A 19,429-nucleotide genomic window follows, 5' to 3' on the forward strand; every position below is an offset into this window, starting at 1 on the left:
CACGCTCCACGCTCTCCGCTCCACGCTCGCTCTCCTCGGCGCGATCGCGTGTGGGACGGCCGAGGGCGCGAGGACGCCGGAGGCGTCCGTGACCTTCGGCGAGGCGCGTGTCGTGAGCGCGAGCACCGAGGTGGGCGCGGCGCCGACGTTCGCGGTGGGGCCCGATGGCCGCCGCGCCGTGGCGTGGGTGTCGGCGCCCGGCGGCGGGACGGACGGGCGGCTGTACGTCGCGCCGGTGGGCGCGGACGGCGCGTTAGGCGCGACGGCGGAGCTGCGCGACGCGCTGGGCCCGATCGAGCCGCACGGCGAGGCGCCGCCGAAGCTGGCGTTCGCGCCGAGCGGCGCGCTCTACGCGCTGTGGGTCGTCGGCAAGGACGTGCCGGGCCGCCGCTTCCCCATGAGCGCCCTCCGCTTCGCCCGCTCCGACGATGGCGGCCGTACGTGGACGGCGCCGGCGAGCGTGACTGACCTGCCGCAGCCGTTCGGGAGCTTCAACTTCCACGCGCTGCAGGCGGGGCGCGGCGACACCGTGTACGCGACGTGGCTCGACGGGCGCGCCGGCAAGAGTGCGACGTTCATGACGCGCTCCACCGACGGCGGCCGCACGTGGGCGCCGAACGTGCGCGTCGACCCCGCCGGCGAGGCGTGCCCGTGCTGCCGCACGGCGGTCGTCGCGGGGCGCGGCGACACGGTGTACGCGGCGTGGCGCAAGGTCTTCCCGGGGAACGTGCGACAGGTCGTCGTCGCGCGCTCCGCCGACGGCGGACGCACGTGGGCGGCGCCGGTCGCCGCACAGCGCGACGGCTGGGTGATCGACGGCTGCCCGCACGCCGGGCCGTCGCTGCAGGTCGACGCCGCGGGGCGCGTGCACGTCGCGTGGTGGACGGGCAAGGAGGGCGCGGCCGGCGTGTTCTATGCCCGCTCCGACGACGGCGGCCGCACATTCGGCGCGCCCGCGCCGCTGGGCGTGGCGACGTACTCGCGCCCCGCCCACGTGCAGCTCGCGCTCGATGCCGCGCCTAACGCCGCGCCTAACGCCGAGCCCACCGTGGTGGCGACGTGGGACGACGGGACGGTGCGGCAGCCGCGCGTGCTCGTGCGCGTGTCGCGCGACGGCGGCGCGACGTTCGGCCCCGCCTCGGAGGCGAGCGCCCCGGGACGCTCGGCGACGTTCCCGGTGCTCGCCGCGCACGCGGGGCGCGTGACGCTCGCGTGGAACGAGGAGGCCGGCAGCGTGGAAGAGCACCACCACGCCGCGCGCGACACGGAGGCGCACCAGCCGCTGCCGTCGGTCGGCCGCAAGACGATCGTGATGCGCGACGGGCGCCTCTAGCCACCGGGGCGCCGACGGCGCCGCGCGCTGCGGCGGCGGTGAAGCGCTGACGATACGGCGCGATGATGCGCTAGCGACGTCTCACACCGCTCGGCTGCGCCGTACGGCGCCGTTCGACGCTGTGAGACGCCGTCTGCGCTTCACAGCGCAGCATCGACAGCGCAGCATCGCCCGCGCCGTCACCGGCGCCGTAATCCTATCTCAACGCGACGCGGATGCCGCGCGCAGCACCGCCGCGGCGATCGCGTCGAGCGGCAGCACCTCGCACGCCGCGCCGAGCTGGATCGCCGCCTTCGGCATCCCGAACACGACGCACGACTGCTCGTCCTGCGCGAGCGTGTGGGCCCCCGCCTCGCGCATGGCGAGCAGACCACGCGCGCCGTCGGCGCCCATGCCGGTGAGCAGCACGCCGACGGCGTTGGCGCCGGCGTGGCGCGCGACGCTCTCGAACAGCACGTCGACCGCAGGCCGCTGATGGTGCACGAGTGGCCCGTCGCTGAGGCGTACGACGTACGACGTGCCGGCGCGATGGAGCACGAGGTGCCGGTCGCCGGGCGCGACGAGCGCGAGCCCCGCCGTCACGCGGTCGCCGTCGCGCGCCTCGCGCACGTCGAGCGGGCACGCGTCGCGCAGCCGCTGCGCGAACGACGCGGTGAAGTGCCGCGGCATGTGCTGCACGATCACGGTGCCCGGAGCGTCCGCCGGCAGCGCGGCGAGCACCGACTCGATGGCGCGCGTACCGCCGGTCGACGCACCGATCGCGAGCACGGGTCCCGCGGCCGGTGCGACGGCGCGCGCCGGTTCGCCGGTGCCTGACGCATGGACCGCGTTGCCCGCCGCGGCGCGCACCGCATGGGCCAGCGCGTCGGCGAGCGCGGCACGCTCGCGCACCGACGCGGGCTTCGCGACGACCTCCGCGGCGCCCAGCTCGAGCGCGCGACGCGCCGTCTCGCGTCCGCGGCCGGGGCCCGAGAACGCGCTCACGACGACGGTCGGGATGGGATGATGCTGCATCAGCTTCTCGAGGAAGCTCAACCCGTCCATGCGCGGCATCGCCACGTCGAGCGTGAGCACGTCGGGACGCAGCCGCACGATCGCCTCGCGCGCCTCGTACGGATCGGACGCCGTGCCGACGACCTCGATGTCCGCATGACGCGCGAGCTCACCGGCGAGCACGTGGCGCATGACGGCGGAGTCGTCGACGACGAGGACGCGGATCACGACGCGCGGTCCAGGTAGAGCGCGAGCTCCGCGCGGCCGCCGTCGACGCCGAACGCCGCCGCGAACGCCGGCGTGCCGCCGACGGGACGCAGATCGAGCGCGCGCGGCGCGGCGAGGTGGAACACCGCCGAGCGCCCGGCGATCTCGGGGAGCAGGTTGCCGCACACGACGTTCGCCAGCTCGCCGAGCGCGTCGCCGACGAGCGCCGCGTCGGCGTCGTCGGTGCCCAGCATGTTCTCGGCGATGCACCGCGCGACGTCGGCCGAGACGCGGAGCTCCAGCCGCCCCTGCAGCGGTCCGGCGAACGCGACGCCCACGGCGTGCGCGTACGGCGCGGCCGCCTCCGCCGAGGTCAGGCCGGCGGAGGGGAGCAGGAGGGCCAGCGCCTCAAAAGTCGTAGCCGCGGCCGAGTGCAGCGGCGAGTGGAAGCGCGTCGGAGTCGTCATACGGCTGGGCGGGAACACCGGTGATGCGAAGGATGGTCGCGCGGAGATCCTCCGGCGCGAACGGCTTGTGCACGAACGCCGCGCCGAGCGCCGCGAGCGCGTCGACGCGCGTCGCGCTGCTCTCCGTGGACACGACGATGACGGGGAGGGCGGCGGTCGCCGGGTCGGCGCGCAGGCGGCGCAGCGTCTGCTCACCGTCGAGCACCGGCATGTTGACGTCGAGCAGCACGAGGTCGACGCGGCGCTCGGCGATCGCGCGCAGGGCTTCGGCGCCGTCGGCCGCCTCGCGCACGGTGCCTAACGGGACGCGGCTGAGGCGGAGCACGCGCGCCACCATCTTCCGCATCACGGTGCTGTCGTCGACGATGAGGACGTGGAGGGGGGAAGGCATGCGGGTCACAGGGTGGAGGTCCGGCCGTTCGCCTTCACGGTGACCTCGCCGGTGACGAGGTCGAGCCGCATCGTGCGCGACGTCTGCCACCCGCCGACGTCGTGGGACTTCAGGAGCACGTCGTTCTTCCACAGCAGCCGGCGCAGCATGAGGAAGTTGCGCTTGCCGATCTCGAACGGATCGTCGTGCTCGACGGCGCCGTGGTGCGCGCCGCCGGCCACGCGCACGACGATGCGCTCCTTGCGCGCGCCGAGCTCGTAGCTCTGGCGGAACAGCAGCGGCACGCCCGTGTCGACGAACATCGCCGGGTTGCGCGCGGCCTTGCCGGCGTCGATGCCGGAGTCGGGCAGCATGACGTGCAGCAGCCCGCCGACGCGCGCCACCGGATCCCACACGGTGATGCCCAGGCAGCTCCCGAGCGCGTACGTCACGAGGCGCGTCGCACCACGGGCGAGGCGCAGATCCGCCATGCCCACCACGAGGTCGCCCGCCTGCGGGCTCACCGCCGGTACACCGCGGGCTGGACGTACGTGAGGTCGTGGTCGATCGCCGTCAGGCTCTCGGCGTGCCCGACGAACAGGTGGCCGCCCGGTGCGAGCAGCGCAGTGAACCGCTCCACGAGCCGCTGCTGCGTGGCGCGGTCGAAGTAGATCATCACGTTGCGGCAGAAGATGGCGTGGAACGGGCCGCGCATCGGCCACGGCGCCATCAGGTTCAGCCGCGCGAACGTGACGAGCGCGCGGAGCGGCCCGTTCACCTGCCAGCCGTCGGGATGGCGCACGAAGTGGCGGCGGCGCACGTCCTGCGGCAGCGCGCGCGCAGCGGCATCGGCGTACACGCCGCCCTTCGCGTGGGCGAGCACGCGGCGCGACACGTCGGTGCCGAGCACGCGCACGTCGCGCAGCCCGAGATCCGGCAGCGCGTCGCGCAGCACCATGGCGAGGGTGTACGGCTCCTCGCCCGTGGAGCACCCCGCGCTCCACACGCGCAGCGGGCCGGTGCCGAGCGTCGGCAGCACCTCGCGCGCGAGGAAATCGAAGTGCGCGCGCTCGCGGAAGAACTCCGTCTTGTTCGTCGTCAGCGCGTCGATCATCGCCGAGAGCTCGTCGCCGGCGGGATCGCGCACGAGGTCGAGGTACTCGTCGTACGACGCGGCGCCGAGCGCGCGCAGCCGGCGCGCGAGCCGCGCGCGCACGAGGCCCTCCTTCCCCGGCGGCAGCACGATCCCGGCGATGTCGTAGGCGAGCGCGCCGATGGCGCGGAACTCGTCCGCGCTCAGCGACGGATCGAGCGCGACGGCGAACGTCACTCGGCCGCGCCGGCGACGGCCGCCAGCTCGTCGGCGGCGAGCACGCGGTCGATGTCGAGCAGCAGGCGCACGCGTCCCTGCCCGTCGGCGGTCGGCGCCTTCGCGAGGCCGAGCAGATACTCCGTGCGCACGCCGGCGCCGAAGCTCGGCGCGTCCTCCACGTCGGACTCGCCGACGGCGGCGACCTCGCTCACGCGGTCCACCACGACGCCCATCGGCACCACGGCGCTCGCCGCCGCGACGTGCACGACGACGATGCACCGCTGCGCGCCCGCGTCGCCCTCGACCTCGAGTGGCGGCATGCCGAAGCGCTCGCGCAGGTCGACGATCGGAATGACCTTGCCGCGCAGGTTGATGACGCCGCGCACGAACGCCGGCGTGCGCGGCACGCGCGTGATCGGCTGCATGCCGATGATCTCCTGCACCTTCAGGATCTCGGCACCGTACTCCTCGTCGCCGAGGAAGAACGTGAGGAACTTGCCCCCGCGCGGACGCGCGTCGGTCATGGCGTTAGGCGCGGTCATCGGAGCGGGAGGAGCGAGGCGAGCCGGTTGGTGGCGGGAGTGCGCGGCCGCTCGACTCGGGGCGGCGTGGACTCCGACGAGTGGCGCGCGGCGAGGCGGAACGCGCCGACGACCTGCTGCAGCCGCGCCGCCTGCCCCGACAGCTCGGCGGCGGCCGCGGAGCTCTCCTCGGCGTTCGCCGCGGTCTGCTGCGTGACGCCGTTCATCTGCTCGAGCGACGCGTTGATCTGCCTGACGCCCTCCGCCTGGCGCTGCGCGGCGGCCGCGATCTCCGCCATCACGTCGTCGGTGCGCGCGACGCCGTCGGTGAGGCGCGCGAAGTGATCGCCGGCCTCGAGCCCGAGCCGCGTGCCGGCGAGCGCCTGCGACTGGCTGCGCTCGATGATCGCCGCCGTCTGTCGCGCGGCGTCGGCGGAGCGCTGCGCGAGCGCGCGCACCTCGTCGGCGACGACGGCGAAGCCGCGGCCCGCGTCGCCGGCGCGCGCCGCTTCGACGGCCGCGTTCAGCGCGAGGAGGTTCGTCTGGAACGCGATCTCGTCGATCGTCTTCACGATCTTCGCCGTCTCGTCGGCCGAGCGGCGGATGTCGTCGAGCGCGGAGGCGAGGCGCGTCATGCTCTCGGCGCCGGCCGCGCTGCGCGTGCGGGCCTCGCCGGCGAGCGCGCGGGCCTCGTGCGCGTTCGCCGTCGTGCGCTCGGTCATCGTCGCGAGCTCGGCGACGCTCGCCGAGACCTCCTCGAGGCTCGCCGCCTGCTCGCTCACGCCGCCGGCGAGCGTCTCGCTGCCGGCGGAGATCTGCACGCCCGCCGACGCGACCTGCTCGCTCGCCACGCGCACCTCGTCGAGCGCGGTGACGAGCGCGTCGAGGGCGCCGTTCACGGCGCGCTGCACGCGCGCGTGGTCGCCGGGGAAGTCGCCCTCGACGCGCGCCGAGAGGTCGCGGTCGGCCAGCCGCTCGAGCGTCGCGGCCGACGCCTCCATGGGCGCGACCACCGCGTCGAGCGTGGCGTTGAGCCCCTCGGCGAGGCCGCGGAACGCGCCCTCGAGCGACGCCGCCTCCGCGCGCGCGGACAGGTCGCCGGCGCGCGCGCTGGCGACGACGCGCTCGGTCTGCGCGAGCGTGGCGCGGAGCATGGCGCGCGCCGCGCCGTACGCCTCCGCCGTCGCGCGCGTCTGCTCGATCATGCCGTTGATCGTCCGCGTGAGATCTCCGAGCTCGTCGTTCGACGTCACCGCGAGCGGCTCCGTGGACGTCGTGATCTCGAGCGACAGGTCGCCGTGCGCGAGCCCGCGCAGCGCGTCGCCGAGGTGCGTGACGCACACGGAGCGCAGACGCTCGGCGCGCGCGCGCACCGCTTCCACCGCGCCGGTGATCGTACGCGTGAGCACCACCGCGAACGCGAGGCCGAGCGCGAGGCCGACCGCGAGCAGCGCGAGCACGATCACGCGCGCGGAGCCGAACGCGTGCTTCGTCTCCGCCATGCGTCGTGCCGCGCTCGCGAGCGCGAACGCGCGGAGCTCGGCGTTCGTCGCCTGCGCGGCGGAGAGCTCGGCCTGCGAGCGCCCGCGCATGAGCGAGTCCGCGGCGGCCATGCGGCCTGCGGCGGCGAGCGCGGCGACGTCGCGCGCCGCGGCGAGGTACCCATCGACGGTGGCGCGCTGCTTCGCGAGGAGCGCACGGTCGCCATCGTCGCCGCCGAGCGACGCGTAGAAGTCGGCGAGACGGTGCACCGAGTCGCGCGCGGCGGCGAGGAGCGTCAGGCTCGAGTCGCGCTCGTGCGCCGACGTCGCGATGACGACCTTCAGCTCCTTGATGCGCATCGTGAGGAGCTGCATGTGCATCTCGCCGATCGTGCCGATCGCGGGCAGCCACTTTCGCGACACCGCCTCGGCCGCCGAGTCGGTGGTGCGGAGCTTCACGAGGCTCGTCGCGCCGACCGCGGCGAGCGCCGCGAGCACCGCGCCGAACGCGAAGTGGAACTTGGTGCGCAGCCGCACCCGGGCGAGCCAGGTCATGACGAGATCGGTACGGGGAAGACGGTCGTGATTGCGGTCAGGCGACGGCGCGGCGGGCGGCTCCCGGATCGGCGCCCTCGGCGATCGCGCAGATCTCGGGGACGTCGAGAATGAGCCCCACGCGGCCGTCGCCGAGGATCGCGCCGCCGGCGACGCCGCGCACGCGCGCGAGCCCCTCGCCGAGCGACTTCGCGACGACCTGCTGCTGGCCCAACAGCTCGTCGACGAGCAGCGCGCTCTTGCGGCCGCCGTCGCCGACGATCATGAGCAGCGCGCGCGACGGGTCCTCGGCCGCGCCGGCGACGGCGAACAGCCGGTGCAGTCTGACGACGGGCATGACCTCGCCGCGCAACATGGCCATCTCGCCGCGACCGGCCACCGTCTGCAGCATCGACGGCTCGGGGCGGAAGCTCATGTGGATGTTCGTGAGCGGCACGACGTAGCGCTCGTCGCCGACGCGCACGAGCATGCCGTCGGTGACGGCGAGCGTGAGCGGGAGCCGCAGGAGGAACGTCGTCCCCTGCCCCGGCGTCGACGAGATCTCCACGCGGCCGCGCACCGCGTCGATGTTGCGCTTCACGACGTCCATGCCGACGCCGCGGCCGGAGACGTCGGTGATCACCTCGGCGGTGGAGAAGCCGGGCGCGAAGATGAGCTGGAAGACGTCGGCGTCGCTCAACGGGCGGTCGGCGTCGACGAGCCCGCGCTCGATGGCGCGGTGCAGGATGCGCTCGCGCGACAGGCCGCGCCCGTCGTCGTGCAGCTCGACGACGACGCTGCCCCCGGCGTGGTAGGCGGCGAGGCGGATGCGCCCCTGGCGTCGCTTGCCGGCGCGCTCGCGATCGTCCGGCGTCTCGAGGCCGTGATCGAGCGCGTTGCGCACCATGTGCACGAGCGGATCGCCGAGAATGTCGACGAGCGTGCGGTCGATCTCGGTGTCCTCGCCCTCCGTCACGAGCTCGACGTCCTTGCCGAGCTTCGCGGCGCCGTCGCGCACGAGCCGCGCGAGCTTCTGGAACGTCGGCTTCAGCGGGACCATGCGCATCGACATGCCGAGGTCCTGCAGCTCGCGCACGATCTTGCCGGCGTGCCCGATCTTCTTCGCCAGCTCGTGGTGCTCGGCGCCGCGGCTGCCTAACGCCTCGTCGCCGGCGATCATGGAGTGCGCGATCACCAGCTCGCCGACGAGGTCGATGAGCCGGTCGAGACGGTCGGTGCGCACGCGAACGCTCGACGCGTCGTCCGCGCGGCGGTCCGCGTGACGGCGGTCGCCGCGACGGCGCTCGCCGTGCGACGCCTCGGCCGGGTCCTCGGCCACGGTGTTGGGCACCAGGCCGCGCGCCGCGCCCGGCGCGGCTGTCGGCGACATCGCGGCGACGAGCGCGTCGTATCCGTCGGGACACGCGACCGGGCATCCTGCCCCCCCGGCGCGGAGCGCGTCGTCGACCGCCTCGAGCAACGCCCGCAGCATGTCCGCCGACCGGAGCGCGAGGTCGGCACACGCGGGGTCGTACGGCGTCACGCGGTCGCGCACGCGCGCGAGCAGCGACTCCGCCTCGTGCGCGAACGCGCTCACGCGCGCGAGGCCGAGGAACGCCGACGTCCCCTTCACCGTGTGGAACGCACGGAAGACGGTGTTCACCGCCTCCGCGTCGTCGGGCGACTGCTCGAGCGCAAGCAGCGCGGCCTCGGCGGCGGTGAGGCACTCGCGGCTCTCCGTGAGGAAATCGCGACAGAGCTCCGCGTCGAGATCGTCCGAGAGAACCTCGGGCGCGCAGCTCGCCTCGCTCGGCGCGGCGACGGCGGAGACCTCCGCGTCGGGCTCGAGCAGCGTCTCGACGAGCGCGGTGAGCTCGGCGAACGCGGCCCCCGGATCGTCGGCGGTGCCGGCGGCGAGCGGGGCGAGCAGGCGCACGGCGCGCGCGACCGTCGGCTGCGCGGCGATGGAGACGCGGTTCTCGAAGGCCAGCTCTGCGAGCAGCTCGCGCACTCGCGCGAGCTCCTCGCGATCGTCCGGCTCGAGCTGGAGCAGCAGCGAGACGACGTCGGAAAGCGATTCCATGAGAGCGTTGTCCCCGCGCGTGCGCGAGCCGCTACCGGCCGAACCCGCCCGCCGCCGCGGCCGAGAAGTAGCTCGACGTGCGACTCTGGAGCGCCTGCTCGAACGCGCTCAGCTCGATGACGAGCGCGGCGTGCAGGTCGTTGACGTCCTCCTCGCTGCCGCGCCCCGACCAGAGGAAGTCGATGAGCTGCACCGTGCGCACGGCGCCGACGTTGAGCGCCGCGCCGCGCACGCCGAGCACGCGGGCCGACAGCTCCTCGCGACCGATCTCCTCCACCGTCGCCTTCTGCTCGCGGATGCGGCCTAACGTCTGCACGAGCTCCGCGAGCTGGTCGCGGGCGAGCGTGAGCAGGGGCTGGAACGTGCGGCTGTCGACGCGCAGGCGCTTGATCATCTCGCGCCACGACTCCCAGCGCGCCGGCGCGCGCTTCAGCGCGCGCTCGATGCGCCCCGCGAACGCGTCGACGTTGAGCGGTTTCTTCACGAAGTCCACGGCGCCCACGGCGAGCGCGCGCTCCACCGTCTTCGGGTCGGCGTGGGCGGTGCAGAACATGACCGGGATGTCCTGCAGGTGCGGCCGCACGAGGATCTGCTCGATGAGATCGAGGCCATTGGTGTCCGGCAGCATCAGGTCGGCGATCATGAGATCGACCGGATACTTGGACACTGCCTCGTTGGCCTCGGCGCCATTGTGGGCCACGACGTGCGGATGCCGGAGCCGCTTCAGCAGCGCCGTCATGATGTGGCAGGTGACGAGGTCGTCTTCGATGAGAAGAATCACGAACGGCTCCGGGGGGAATTGCGCGAGGCGGGGGCCACGACGCCCACCACTGCCTCTCCGACCGAGTATCGGCCGATGGAACGCGTGGGTTAACGCGTATTCGCGCGCTGGAGCTCCTCCCCGGCCACCACCACCGCCCGCTCCAACGCGCGCAGGAGCGACGCGTCGACGTGCCGCGCGTCACGAAGCGCGGCACGCTCCACGGCACCGGCGAGCGTCGCGGCATGCGCCGCGCCCGCGCTCGCGCTCGACCCGCGCAGCCGATGCGCCGCTTCGACCGCCGCGCGACGGTCGCCGGCGCCGATCGCGCGGCGCAGCGCACCGAGCGCCTCGTCGGCGGCCCGCGCGTAGTCGTCGGCGACGCGCGCGAGCAACCCCGGCGCGTCGTTCTCCAAGCGGGCGAGCGCGTCGAGCGTCGCCGGATCGATGGCGCGCGGCGCGAGGGCGGCGGCGAGGTCCGCCAGATCGGCGGGCTTCACGAGGCACGCGTCGACGCCGGCGTCGAGGCAGCGGGCGTGCACCGCGGCGTCGGGGCTCGCGGTGAGCGCGACGATGCGCGTGTGCGCGTCGTTCCCTTCCGCGCGGCGCAGCGCGAGCGCGACGTCGCAGCCGTCGCCGTCGGGGAGCGCGCAGTCGAGGAACAACGCGTCGTACGTCGCGCGATCGAGCGCCGCGCGCGCCTCGGCCACCGTCGCCGCGACGTCCACGCGGTGGCCGAGGCGCGCGAGCAGGCCCGCGGTCACCCGGCGGCCGACGGGATCATCGTCGACCACGAGAAGCCTCGCAGTCGCTGCGGCAGAGGGTCCGTCGCCCGTCGCTGCGCTCGGGGTGACCGCGGTGGAAGCGACGACGGCGGCTCGAACGGTGAACGAGAACACCGTGCCCTCGTGCGGCGTCGAACGCGCCTCCAGGGTGCCGCCGAGCCGCCTAACGAGGGCCGCGGCGATCGTTAGGCCGAGTCCCGCGCCGCCGTTCGGGGCGGCGGGCTCGAACGCGCGCGGCGTCGGCGTGGGGAGGCCGGGGCCGGTGTCGTGGACCTCGAGCGCGACCGACGCGCCGTCGCGGCGCACGCGCACCGTGACGCCGCCGGTCGCCGTGTACTTCACGGCGTTGCCGACGAGGTTCACGAGGATCTGCCGCAGCGGCCCCGCGGCGGCGCGCACGTGCGCGGGCACGTCGAGGTCGATGCGCGTGAGCAGCGTCAGCCCCTTCGCCGCGGCGGCCGGCGCGAGCAGCCGGGAGACGCCGTGCACCGTCTCGCGCACGTCGCACGTCGCGTCGGCATCGCGCGCGTCGCGTCCCACGGTGAGCGCGTCGTCGGCGAGCGCGAGCAGGGCGCGCGCCGCCTCGCGGATCGTCTCCACGTGCCCCCGCTGCTCGGCCGACAGCGCGCCGTCGTCGAGCAGCTCCGCTGCGGCGAGCACGCCGTGCAGCGGGGTGCGGATCTCGTGGGCGAGCACGGGGTCGTGGATCATGTCCGGAAGTATCGGCACGTATCGCGAGGGCAGGAGGGCAGGAGGGCGCGCGCGAAACGCGCGAGGGCAGGAGAGCCACAAGGTCTCCTGCCCTCCTGCCCTCCTGCCCTCCTGCCCTCCTGCCCTCCTGCCCTCCTGCCCTCGCCCGTCAGCGCGCGAGCCGGAAGATCGCGTCCGCCAGCGCCTGGCGCTGCTCGGGCTGGGCGAGCGTCGCGTGCGCGTCGTAGCTGCGCGCGTCGGGCGCGCCGACGGCGGTGCGCGCGAACGCGGCCGCGGGGTCGAACAGCTGCGCGAGCGCGAGCAGGCGGTCCTCCATCTCCGTCAGGACGCTGCCCGCGTACGCGAGCTGCTGCGTCGTGATGTCCTGGAACTGGAGCGAGCCGACCATGCCGAAGATCTCCTCGCGCAGCCGGTCGCGGGTCGCGCGCGCGCCGTCGCGGTCGCCCGTCGCGTCGGCGGCGTCCAGGTCGTCGACGAGCGCCTGCGCGCGATCGAGCGCGTCGAGCATGTCCGTGGTCGCGCCCTCGGTGGCCGACGTGACCTCGCGCAGCTTCTCGCTCGTGCGCTGGAGCTGCTCCACCGTCGCCGTCTCGAGCGCGTCGCGGCTGTCGCGCAGGCTCGTGAGCACGGTCTGGATCTCGGCCGTCACCCGCTCCAGGAGCGCGGGCAGCGACGTTGCCGTCGCCGGGGGCGTCGCCGGCGAATCGTTAGGCGGGCGGTGCTCGCTCAGCTCGTGGTCGACGAGCCGGAGCGCCGCTTCCGTGTCGTACAGCACCTCGTGACGCACGGCCATGACGTCAACCCGCCGTGGCGACGGACAGGAGCGCGTCGATCTTCTCCTTGAGGATCTGCGGCGTGAACGGCTTCACGATGTAGTTGTTCACGCCCGCCTCCATCGCCTCGATGATGTCGTCGCGCACCGAGCGCGCGGTCACCATGAGGATCGGGACCTGCTTGCCGTCGGCGCGGCCGCGCAGCGCGCGGGCGAGCTCGGTGCCCGTCATGTTCGGCATGTTCCAGTCGGTGATGACGAACGTCACCGACGGGTCGAACTTCTCCAGCGCCTCACGACCGTCCCCCGCCTCGATCGTGTTGTCGAAGCCGATGCGCTGCAGCGAGTTCACGACGATGCGCCGCATCGTGGAGGAGTCGTCGACGACCAGGAACTTCATGAGTGGCTATCCTCGAAAAAGAGCGCGCGGCGGGCGGGCCGGTGCGCGGACGTGCCGCTGCCGGTCCACCGCGCCGCACCGGGGTCAGACGTCACCGCGCTCCAGGATCCGCTGCGCGACCTGGCTCACCACGTGGTTCGCGTTGTACGCACCCTCGAGCACGCGTCGACGCAGCTCCGCGACACGCTCCGGCGTCAGCGATGAGCTGCCCGACGTCTCGCCGGTCGACAGCGCGCGCCCCGCGTCGGAGATCTGGACCGAGTCCGAGCGGCGAGCGCCCGTCCCCGTCGTCCCCCCCTGTGCCGGCTGAGCCTTCGGCTCGGCCGTCGTGCCCTGCACCGCCGGCGTCTGCGTCGCCGGACGGAGCGCTTCACTGCGTTGACCCTGAATTTTCATGGCAATGCCTCCTTGCCTCCGATTATCGGACGGCGGCCCGAGAACTTTAACAGCGGCCTGACCGGCCGACTTCAGAACCGGACGTCGAGGCGCGCGCCGCCGGTCGGCGGTGCCCCCTCGCTGCCCGCGCCCACGACGTCCTTCGCTTCGTGCGGGATGCCGAACGCCGTCCCGGCGACCACGCCGGGGAACTGCCCGCCGAGCACCCCTCCGACCCCACTCGACCGCGCGGCGACGAGCGCGCCCCCGAACGGGGCGATCCCATCGACCGGCTCGTCCGCCGCGGACTCCTCGTCGGACGCGTCCGGCGCCATCGGCGGCGCCGGCAGCGCCAGCCCGGGACGCAGCGCTTCCAGGCGCGCCCGGAGCGCCGCCTCCAGCTCCCGCTGCTGGTCGGCCTCGAGCACCGCGTCGGCGAGCACCGCCCCGAACCCGTCGGGGGACGTCGGCGACGCCTCGTCGGGCCACCCGCGCAGCTCGTCGTACTGCTCCGCGAGCTCGGCCCGCGCCCGCGCGAGCTCCCGCGTCAGCAGCGCGGCCCGCTCCGGGTCGGCGCTCCACGCGGCGGCCATCTCCTCGCCGAGCAGCGTGGCGTAGCGCGCGTAGATCGCGAGCCGCGCCTCGACGCGCGCCGCGCGCTGCTCGCTCGCTGGCCGGGAACGGGGTGAGGAGGCCATACGGTCTCCGACGATCCACCCGTCCGGCCGCAACGCGCTCACCGACTCAGCGCACCAGCGCGAGCGCGGCGCGCCGCGGCCGGGGTCGCGCGACCGGCGCCGGAGGCGCCTGCTCGGAGACCTCGTCGGTGAGCCGCGCGTGCAGCAGGTTCGCGTAGCGGAGCGCCTCGTCCACCGGGCCGAGGATCGTCGCCACGGCGCGCCGCGAGTACGGGCCGGCGAGCTCCAGCTCCGAGGCGGACAGCCGGGCCGTCGCGAGGTCGGCGAGGAGCGGCTGGAGCTGGGCCATGAGCCGCTCGCGCTCCGCGAGGGCGGCGGCGAGCGCCTCGTCGTCGCGGCTGCCGACCGCGTCGAGGGCGACCATCACGAGGTCGCCGAACCGCTCCAGCAGCCCGACCGCCGCCGTGGCCTGCCAGGCGAGCCGGTCGCTCGCCTCGAGCGGGTGCACCGGATACGCGGGAGCGGTCACGCGCCGCGCGCCACCGGCGTCGCGCCCGCGCCGCCCGCCACGACCTGGGCGAACGCGTCGCGCAGCTCGCTCGCCATGCGGATCACGCCGTCGATCTTGCGCGCGTCCTGCTTGCGGTTCGCGGCGAGCAGCTCGCGCAGCATGAAGCTGTACAACGCGTCGAGCTGCTTCGCGATCGCGCCGCCGTGCTGGTGATCGAGCGACGCGCGCAGCTCGGCGATCATCTCGCCCGCCTTCAGGATCTGCTCGCACCGCACCTCGATCTGCTTCGCGTCGAACGCGATGCGCGCGCGGCGGAGCGTGAGCAGCATCTTGTCGTACAGCATCACGACGAGCTGACCCGGCGTCGCCGTCCCCAGCTCCGCGTCGCGGTAGCGCGCGGCCTGCGTGGCGTAGGCCGTGGGCCGAGCGGCGACGGGCGTCGGGCGCCGCACGGGCACCGGCGTCTTCGGCGCGAACGGCATCGAGGGGGCGGACGGCGTGTAGGTCGTGGCCGGGTAGCTCATTCGTGGGGCCTGCGTTCGTCGGTGAATCGTGGCGGGGTGCCGTGCGCGTCTCGCGTCGCGCCGCTGTACAGCAGTATCGGCATCGCTCACAGCGCACTTCACCGCGCTTCACCGCGCTTCACCGCGCCTCACCGCGGACCGCGCGCCCACGAACGACGTGGGGCGCACCGTGCTGGTGCGCCCCGCGTCAGGCCTTCCGATCGAGCAGTCGCGGCGCCGCGAGCCCCGCGTGGCCGCCGCCGCGCGCGCCGTACGGCGCGGGGCGCGCCGTCGGATCCGCCCCCGGTGGATCGTCGCCGCCACTCCCCTCGCCCGGCGTGATCCCCAGCTCGGCGAGCTGCCGCCCGTATGCGTCGCGCCACACCTCGAGCTGCGAGCTGAGGTTGTGGATCGCCGCCTCCGCCGACTGCGCGGCGTGCATCAGCTCCTCGACGCGCTGCTGGATCTCGCGCAGCTGATCGGGGCTCGCCGTCTGCCGCGCGTGATCGAGCGCCGGCGCGAGCTTCTGGGCGCCCGCCTGCAGCTCACCGAAGCCGCGCGCGGCCTCGTCGACCGCCGACGCCGCACGATCGGGGTCGCCGTCGGTGAGGGTGCCCCGCTGCGCCTCGAGCGTGCGCGCGTAGCGCCGGTAGGCGGCACGCTGCGCGTCGAGCGCGTCGATGGTGGCGCGGTGCGCCAGCGGGTCGATGGAAGGGGAGACAGGTCGCATGGGTCACTCCCGGCGGCAGCGGCCGCCGACGAGTATCGGGGTGCGCGGGTGGACGTCGGTCAACTGTTCTTGGTGCTGTTGATCAGACTCGTGAACTGCGTGCTCATCGTGTCGCCGATCGACTTCAGCTTGCCGAGCGACGCCTCGAACTTCGCGTAGCGGAGCAGGAGCGCGGTGCGCTTCTTGTCGAGCCGCGAGTTCAGGGCGTCGATGCGCGCCTGGATGGTCGCGGTCTGCGTGTCCATGTCCGACTCGCGCTTGTCGATGCGGCCGGTGGACGTCGCCGTGATGTCGCGCGCGAAGTCGTAGAAGTCGCCCATCCGGTCGGCGAGCAGCGCCTTCACGTCCTCCATGCGCGACGGATAGTTCGCGTCGAGCTTCGTGCGGTCGAACGTCAGCGTGCCGTCCTTCTGCACCGCGACGCCGAGGGTGCCTAACGCCGCGAGGTCGGCCGCGATGCCGGTGGGATTGCCGTTGTCGTCCAGCACCGGCGCGGCGGTCAGCGTCATCGTGCCGAGCGAAGCGCGGATCGACCGCAGGATCGGATCGTTCTGCAGCGTGGCGCCGCTGACGCTCTGCGACTTGGCGTACGACTGCAGGCGGTTGTACGCGTCGACGAACGACTGCACCGCGCTGGCGCCGGCGCCCGCCTGGCGGTCCACGGTGATGGTGCTCGTCCCCTTCGCGGTGAGCGTGAGCGTCACGCCGGGGAGCGCGTCGGTGACGACGTTGGTCGGGCGCGTCACGGGCGTGGTCCCGCCGTCGATCGTGAACGACGCGTCGCCCGCGTCGACCGCGTTGCTGCCGTCGAAGCCGAGCGAGGCGACGAGCGCGCCGCTCGTGTCGTCGGCGACGGCGAACGCGTTCGCCAGGCCGGTCTTCGTGCCGGTGAGCACGAGCCGCTGGTCGGTGCCGTTCGCATTCATCGACACGATCGACGCCTGCACGCCGGTGGTGCCGGTCTGCAGGTTGATCCGGTCGCGGACCATCGCCAGCGTGTCCCCCTGCTTCAGGGCGACGCTCTTGCCGCCGAGGAGCAGGCCGCCGTCCGCGGCGAGCGTCTGCGACGCGCTCCAGCCGGAGGCGGCGACGGTCTTCTGCGCCGTGGCGAGCGCGGTGACGGCGACGGAGGTCGTGCCGGTGACGGCGCCCGTGCCCACCGACGCCGCGAGCACGCTGCGTCCGCTGCCGTCGGTGCCCGTGGCGCCGATCGTGAACGCGTCGAGCGCCTTGCCGGTGCGCAGCCCGTCGGCCGCCGTCTGCAGCGCGGACACGGCCTGCCGCAGCAGCTCGAGCGCGTCGTGCTTCTTGCTGTTGTCGTCGAGCGTCGCCTGCATGCGCGTCGCCGGCTTCTTCTCGACCGCGATGATCTGGTCGACGACGGAAGCCCAGTCGATGCCGCTCGAGACGCCGGGGATTGTGCTGATCGGGTCTGCCATGGGGTCCCTCCTGTCGTGCGGCGCCTCCGTCCGTGGAGGCCTCCTGCGAGGACGACCGGACCGGCGCGAACGCCACGGTCGGTCCGGCTGAGAGTGTCGACCGCAGCGCCACGAAACTGTAGCCCCTCACCCACCGCGGCCCGACGGGCGGAAATGCGCGACGTCCCCGGGGAGGCCCCCGGGGACGTCGCGTCGTGCCTAACCGACCGAACCAGCGGGATCCGGATCAGCCGCGGAGCAGCTGGAGGATGCCCTGCGAGCCCTGGTTCGCCTGCGCGAGCATGGACTGCGCCGCCTGCTGCAGGATGTTGTTCTTCGTGAACGTCGTCATTTCCTGCGCCATGTCGGCGTCGCGGATCGAGGACTCGGCGGCCTGCGTGTTCTGCAGCATCGAGTCGACGTTCTGCGTCGCGTAGTCGATTCGCGACTCCGCGGCACCGAGCTTACCGACGAACGTGTTCAGCGTCTGCAGCGCGGTGTCGAGGCGGGCCAGCGCGTCGCGGGAGCCCGCGGCCGTCGTCAGCGAGACCGCCGACGAGACGGTGTTGCCGGCGCCCATCAGGTCGTTGATCGCGTTGACGTCGAGCGAGCCGATGTCGAGGCCGATCGAGTCGTCGCTCAGGTAGCCCGCCGCGCCGGCGCCCTGGCTGGCGCTCGTGCCGACGAGGATCGACGGAGCACCCGCCGCGATCGCCGCCTTCTGGCCGGTCGAGATGAAGCTGTCGCCGTTCGCGCTGCTGGCCGCAGCCGGCGTCGCCGCCGCCGCACCCGCGATGTCGAACTGCAGCGTCGCGAGGTCGGTGTTCGCCTTGTCGTAGTTGAAGCCGAGCGTGAGCGTGATGCCGATGCTGTTGCCCGCGGCATCCTCGAACGCGGCGACCTGACCGAGCTCGTCACCCGGCGTCGCCGCCGCATGGAGCGTCGACTTGTCGATGCGGCCGACGATGTTCGCCGGGTCCAGCGTGCCGCTGCCCTGCTTGTACAGGGTGATGAAGTTCGCGTCCTCATCGACCGTGTACTGGCCGTTCGTGTCCACGCCGACGTCGGTCGTGATCGACAGGAACGTCGTGTCGCTGGCGTCGATCGGGTTCGTCGCGCCGAGCGTCGACGTGCCCGCCGTGCCCAGGCTCGCCGGGGCCGCGGCGACGAACGAGCTGCTGATCTCCACGTCACCGAAGCCGGCGCCGAAGTGGGCCGTCTGCGTCGCGCCCGTCGTCGTCAGCGCGGCGGTCGACGTCGCGAGCTTCGCGGCGTTCGCGCCGGTCGACCACAGCTCGAGCTTACCGGTGGCGTTGCCCTGCGCGTCCACCTCGTCCTTCAGCTGGTACGTGCCGTCCGCCAGCGCCACGTCGAGCGCCGAGTTCGCGCCGTCGATCGTGCTGTCCGACGCCCAGCCGATCTGACCGGCGGTCGCGGCGATCGACGACGAGCCGACGAGGTCCTTCAGCACGTTCGTGCCCTGGTACGACGTGCTCGTCACGATGCGCGTGGCCTCGCTGAAGAGCGCGTCCCACTCGTCCTGCAGCTTCGTGCCCTGGCCGCCGATCGTCGCCGAGGCGCCCTGCGACGCGAGCTCGCGCATACGATCGAAGATGTTGCCCATCGTCTGCGCGGCACCGTCGGCGACCTGCAGCATCGCGCTCGCCTGCGCCGCGTTCCGCTGCGCCTGGCCGAGCGTCTTGACGTCGGCGCGGAGCGCGTTCGCGATCGCGAGGCCCGCCGCGTCGTCCGCCGCGCGGTTGATGCGGAAGCCCGAGGAGAGCTTCTGGATCGAGCGCTCGGTGTTCTGGGCGTTGACCTTCATGTAGCCCAGGGCGCTCGTCGCGGCGGTGTTCGTCTGGATCTTCATACCGTGTAACTCCTTTTACAGTTCGCGGAGCGTCCGTGCTCCGGTGTGCGTCGACAGCCCCTGTTGGCCGTCTGGGTCTACGTATCGACGCGCCCCCGGAAAACTTGAGCGGGCCGCGCTCGCACGGTGCTCCGTGCGAACGCGGCCCGCGCCGGCGCGGAGCCGGTGACGCTCAGCTCAGCGCGAACGGCGTCTGCACGGCGTACCGCTCGTCCACCAGCACCACCTGCCGGCCCACGCGCCGATCCACGTCCAGCACGAGCGGCGCCCGCAGGTTGGCGGTCGGTCCTTCCCCGTCGCGCTGCGGCAGCGTCACGATGGCGAGCACCATGAGCGTGCCGTCGCTCGACGCGCCGACCTGCGCCAGCTCCGCCGGCGGCACGTCGGCCTCGTAGCCCGGGAAGAAGTGGAACGGGTCGGCGACGAGGAACACGAGCTCCGGCCGGTCGGCGGACTGCAGCCACCACAGCTTCTCGCGGCCCGACGGCACGAGCGCGTACGTGCGGCAGCTCTCGAACCCGTAGACGCCGGCGGGCAGCGTGAAGAGATCGGACCGGCGCGCGGTGACCGACTCCAGAAGGAGCGACGGGAGGACGATCGACTCGTCGGACGACATCGGCGCCGGGACGGGGGCGAGGGTGAGCGGCACGGGCGT

At 73.7% G+C, this 19,429-nt stretch carries 21 protein-coding genes; 1 reads left to right on the forward strand and 20 read right to left on the reverse strand.

Translation table 11 applies throughout. The annotated features are described in order from the left end of the window. Nucleotides 1-88: 88 nt before the first annotated feature. The gene (locus tag J421_RS00760; RefSeq protein WP_148306083.1) at nucleotides 89-1,333 is read left to right on the forward strand and encodes a sialidase family protein; all 1,245 of its coding nucleotides are present in this window, start codon (nucleotides 89-91) and stop codon (nucleotides 1,331-1,333) included. Between the two features lie 201 nt (nucleotides 1,334-1,534). Here the strand turns inward: J421_RS00760 and J421_RS00765 are convergent, their stop codons facing one another. The 20 genes from J421_RS00765 to fliW all read right to left on the reverse strand — a co-directional run bounded on the left by J421_RS00765 (nucleotide 1,535) and on the right by fliW (nucleotide 19,423). After that, entirely contained in the window at nucleotides 1,535-2,554 is a 1,020-nt protein-coding gene (locus J421_RS00765; protein ID WP_025409248.1) for a protein-glutamate methylesterase/protein-glutamine glutaminase, read from the reverse strand. Continuing rightward, nucleotides 2,551-3,000, reverse strand: a complete 450-nt coding sequence (locus J421_RS00770) for a chemotaxis protein CheX (protein WP_104022095.1) — start codon at nucleotides 2,998-3,000, stop codon at nucleotides 2,551-2,553. Before J421_RS00770 ends, J421_RS00765 begins: the two co-directional genes overlap by 4 nt. After that, nucleotides 2,942-3,391, reverse strand: a complete 450-nt coding sequence (locus J421_RS00775) for a response regulator (protein ID WP_025409250.1) — start codon at nucleotides 3,389-3,391, stop codon at nucleotides 2,942-2,944. Before J421_RS00775 ends, J421_RS00770 begins: the two co-directional genes overlap by 59 nt. Before the next feature lie 5 nt (nucleotides 3,392-3,396). Further along, complete coding sequence (locus tag J421_RS00780; RefSeq protein ID WP_025409251.1) at nucleotides 3,397-3,894, reverse strand: chemotaxis protein CheD; 498 nt, start codon at nucleotides 3,892-3,894, stop codon at nucleotides 3,397-3,399. Beyond that, on the reverse strand, nucleotides 3,891-4,700 hold the full coding sequence (locus J421_RS00785) for a CheR family methyltransferase (protein WP_025409252.1): 810 nt from the start codon (nucleotides 4,698-4,700) through the stop codon (nucleotides 3,891-3,893). Before J421_RS00785 ends, J421_RS00780 begins: the two co-directional genes overlap by 4 nt. Beyond that, on the reverse strand, nucleotides 4,697-5,224 hold the full coding sequence (locus J421_RS00790) for a chemotaxis protein CheW (RefSeq protein ID WP_025409253.1): 528 nt from the start codon (nucleotides 5,222-5,224) through the stop codon (nucleotides 4,697-4,699). The genes J421_RS00785 and J421_RS00790 overlap by 4 nt, the downstream gene beginning before the upstream one ends. Continuing rightward, complete coding sequence (locus J421_RS00795; protein ID WP_025409254.1) at nucleotides 5,221-7,239, reverse strand: HAMP domain-containing methyl-accepting chemotaxis protein; 2,019 nt, start codon at nucleotides 7,237-7,239, stop codon at nucleotides 5,221-5,223. Before J421_RS00795 ends, J421_RS00790 begins: the two co-directional genes overlap by 4 nt. A gap of 37 nt (nucleotides 7,240-7,276) precedes the next feature. Beyond that, nucleotides 7,277-9,301, reverse strand: coding sequence for a chemotaxis protein CheA (locus tag J421_RS00800; RefSeq protein ID WP_025409255.1), 2,025 nt, complete (start codon nucleotides 9,299-9,301; stop codon nucleotides 7,277-7,279). A 31-nt stretch (nucleotides 9,302-9,332) separates the two neighbouring features. Continuing rightward, a complete protein-coding gene (locus J421_RS00805; protein WP_148306084.1) occupies nucleotides 9,333-10,082 on the reverse strand; it encodes a response regulator in 750 nt (249 codons plus the stop codon). 89 nt (nucleotides 10,083-10,171) lie between these two features. Continuing rightward, on the reverse strand, nucleotides 10,172-11,557 hold the full coding sequence (locus J421_RS00810; protein ID WP_025409257.1) for an ATP-binding protein: 1,386 nt from the start codon (nucleotides 11,555-11,557) through the stop codon (nucleotides 10,172-10,174). Between the two features lie 148 nt (nucleotides 11,558-11,705). After that, entirely contained in the window at nucleotides 11,706-12,350 is a 645-nt protein-coding gene (locus tag J421_RS00815; RefSeq protein ID WP_025409258.1) for a hypothetical protein, read from the reverse strand. Between the two features lie 4 nt (nucleotides 12,351-12,354). Then, entirely contained in the window at nucleotides 12,355-12,729 is a 375-nt protein-coding gene (locus J421_RS00820) for a response regulator (RefSeq protein ID WP_025409259.1), read from the reverse strand. An 84-nt stretch (nucleotides 12,730-12,813) separates the two neighbouring features. Further along, a complete protein-coding gene (locus J421_RS00825) occupies nucleotides 12,814-13,125 on the reverse strand; it encodes a flagellar biosynthesis anti-sigma factor FlgM (protein ID WP_104022096.1) in 312 nt (103 codons plus the stop codon). A 71-nt stretch (nucleotides 13,126-13,196) separates the two neighbouring features. Beyond that, entirely contained in the window at nucleotides 13,197-13,802 is a 606-nt protein-coding gene (locus J421_RS00830) for a hypothetical protein (protein WP_025409261.1), read from the reverse strand. A 46-nt stretch (nucleotides 13,803-13,848) separates the two neighbouring features. Continuing rightward, entirely contained in the window at nucleotides 13,849-14,271 is a 423-nt protein-coding gene (locus J421_RS00835; RefSeq protein WP_025409262.1) for a hypothetical protein, read from the reverse strand. Beyond that, nucleotides 14,268-14,777 carry a flagellar export chaperone FliS gene (gene fliS, locus J421_RS00840; protein ID WP_025409263.1) on the reverse strand — a complete coding sequence of 170 codons (510 nt, stop codon included), beginning with the start codon at nucleotides 14,775-14,777 and terminating at the stop codon, nucleotides 14,268-14,270. Before fliS ends, J421_RS00835 begins: the two co-directional genes overlap by 4 nt. Before the next feature lie 187 nt (nucleotides 14,778-14,964). Further along, a complete protein-coding gene (locus tag J421_RS00845) occupies nucleotides 14,965-15,486 on the reverse strand; it encodes a hypothetical protein (RefSeq protein ID WP_025409264.1) in 522 nt (173 codons plus the stop codon). 59 nt (nucleotides 15,487-15,545) lie between these two features. Further along, nucleotides 15,546-16,925 carry a flagellar filament capping protein FliD gene (fliD, locus tag J421_RS00850; RefSeq protein ID WP_025409265.1) on the reverse strand — a complete coding sequence of 460 codons (1,380 nt, stop codon included), beginning with the start codon at nucleotides 16,923-16,925 and terminating at the stop codon, nucleotides 15,546-15,548. 226 nt (nucleotides 16,926-17,151) lie between these two features. Next, nucleotides 17,152-18,774, reverse strand: coding sequence for a flagellin N-terminal helical domain-containing protein (locus tag J421_RS00855; protein ID WP_025409266.1), 1,623 nt, complete (start codon nucleotides 18,772-18,774; stop codon nucleotides 17,152-17,154). 172 nt (nucleotides 18,775-18,946) lie between these two features. Next, a complete protein-coding gene (fliW, locus tag J421_RS00860; RefSeq protein WP_025409267.1) occupies nucleotides 18,947-19,423 on the reverse strand; it encodes a flagellar assembly protein FliW in 477 nt (158 codons plus the stop codon). Nucleotides 19,424-19,429 lie beyond the last annotated feature (6 nt).

This window comes from Gemmatirosa kalamazoonensis, from assembly GCF_000522985.1.
Classification (GTDB): domain Bacteria; phylum Gemmatimonadota; class Gemmatimonadetes; order Gemmatimonadales; family Gemmatimonadaceae; genus Gemmatirosa; species Gemmatirosa kalamazoonensis.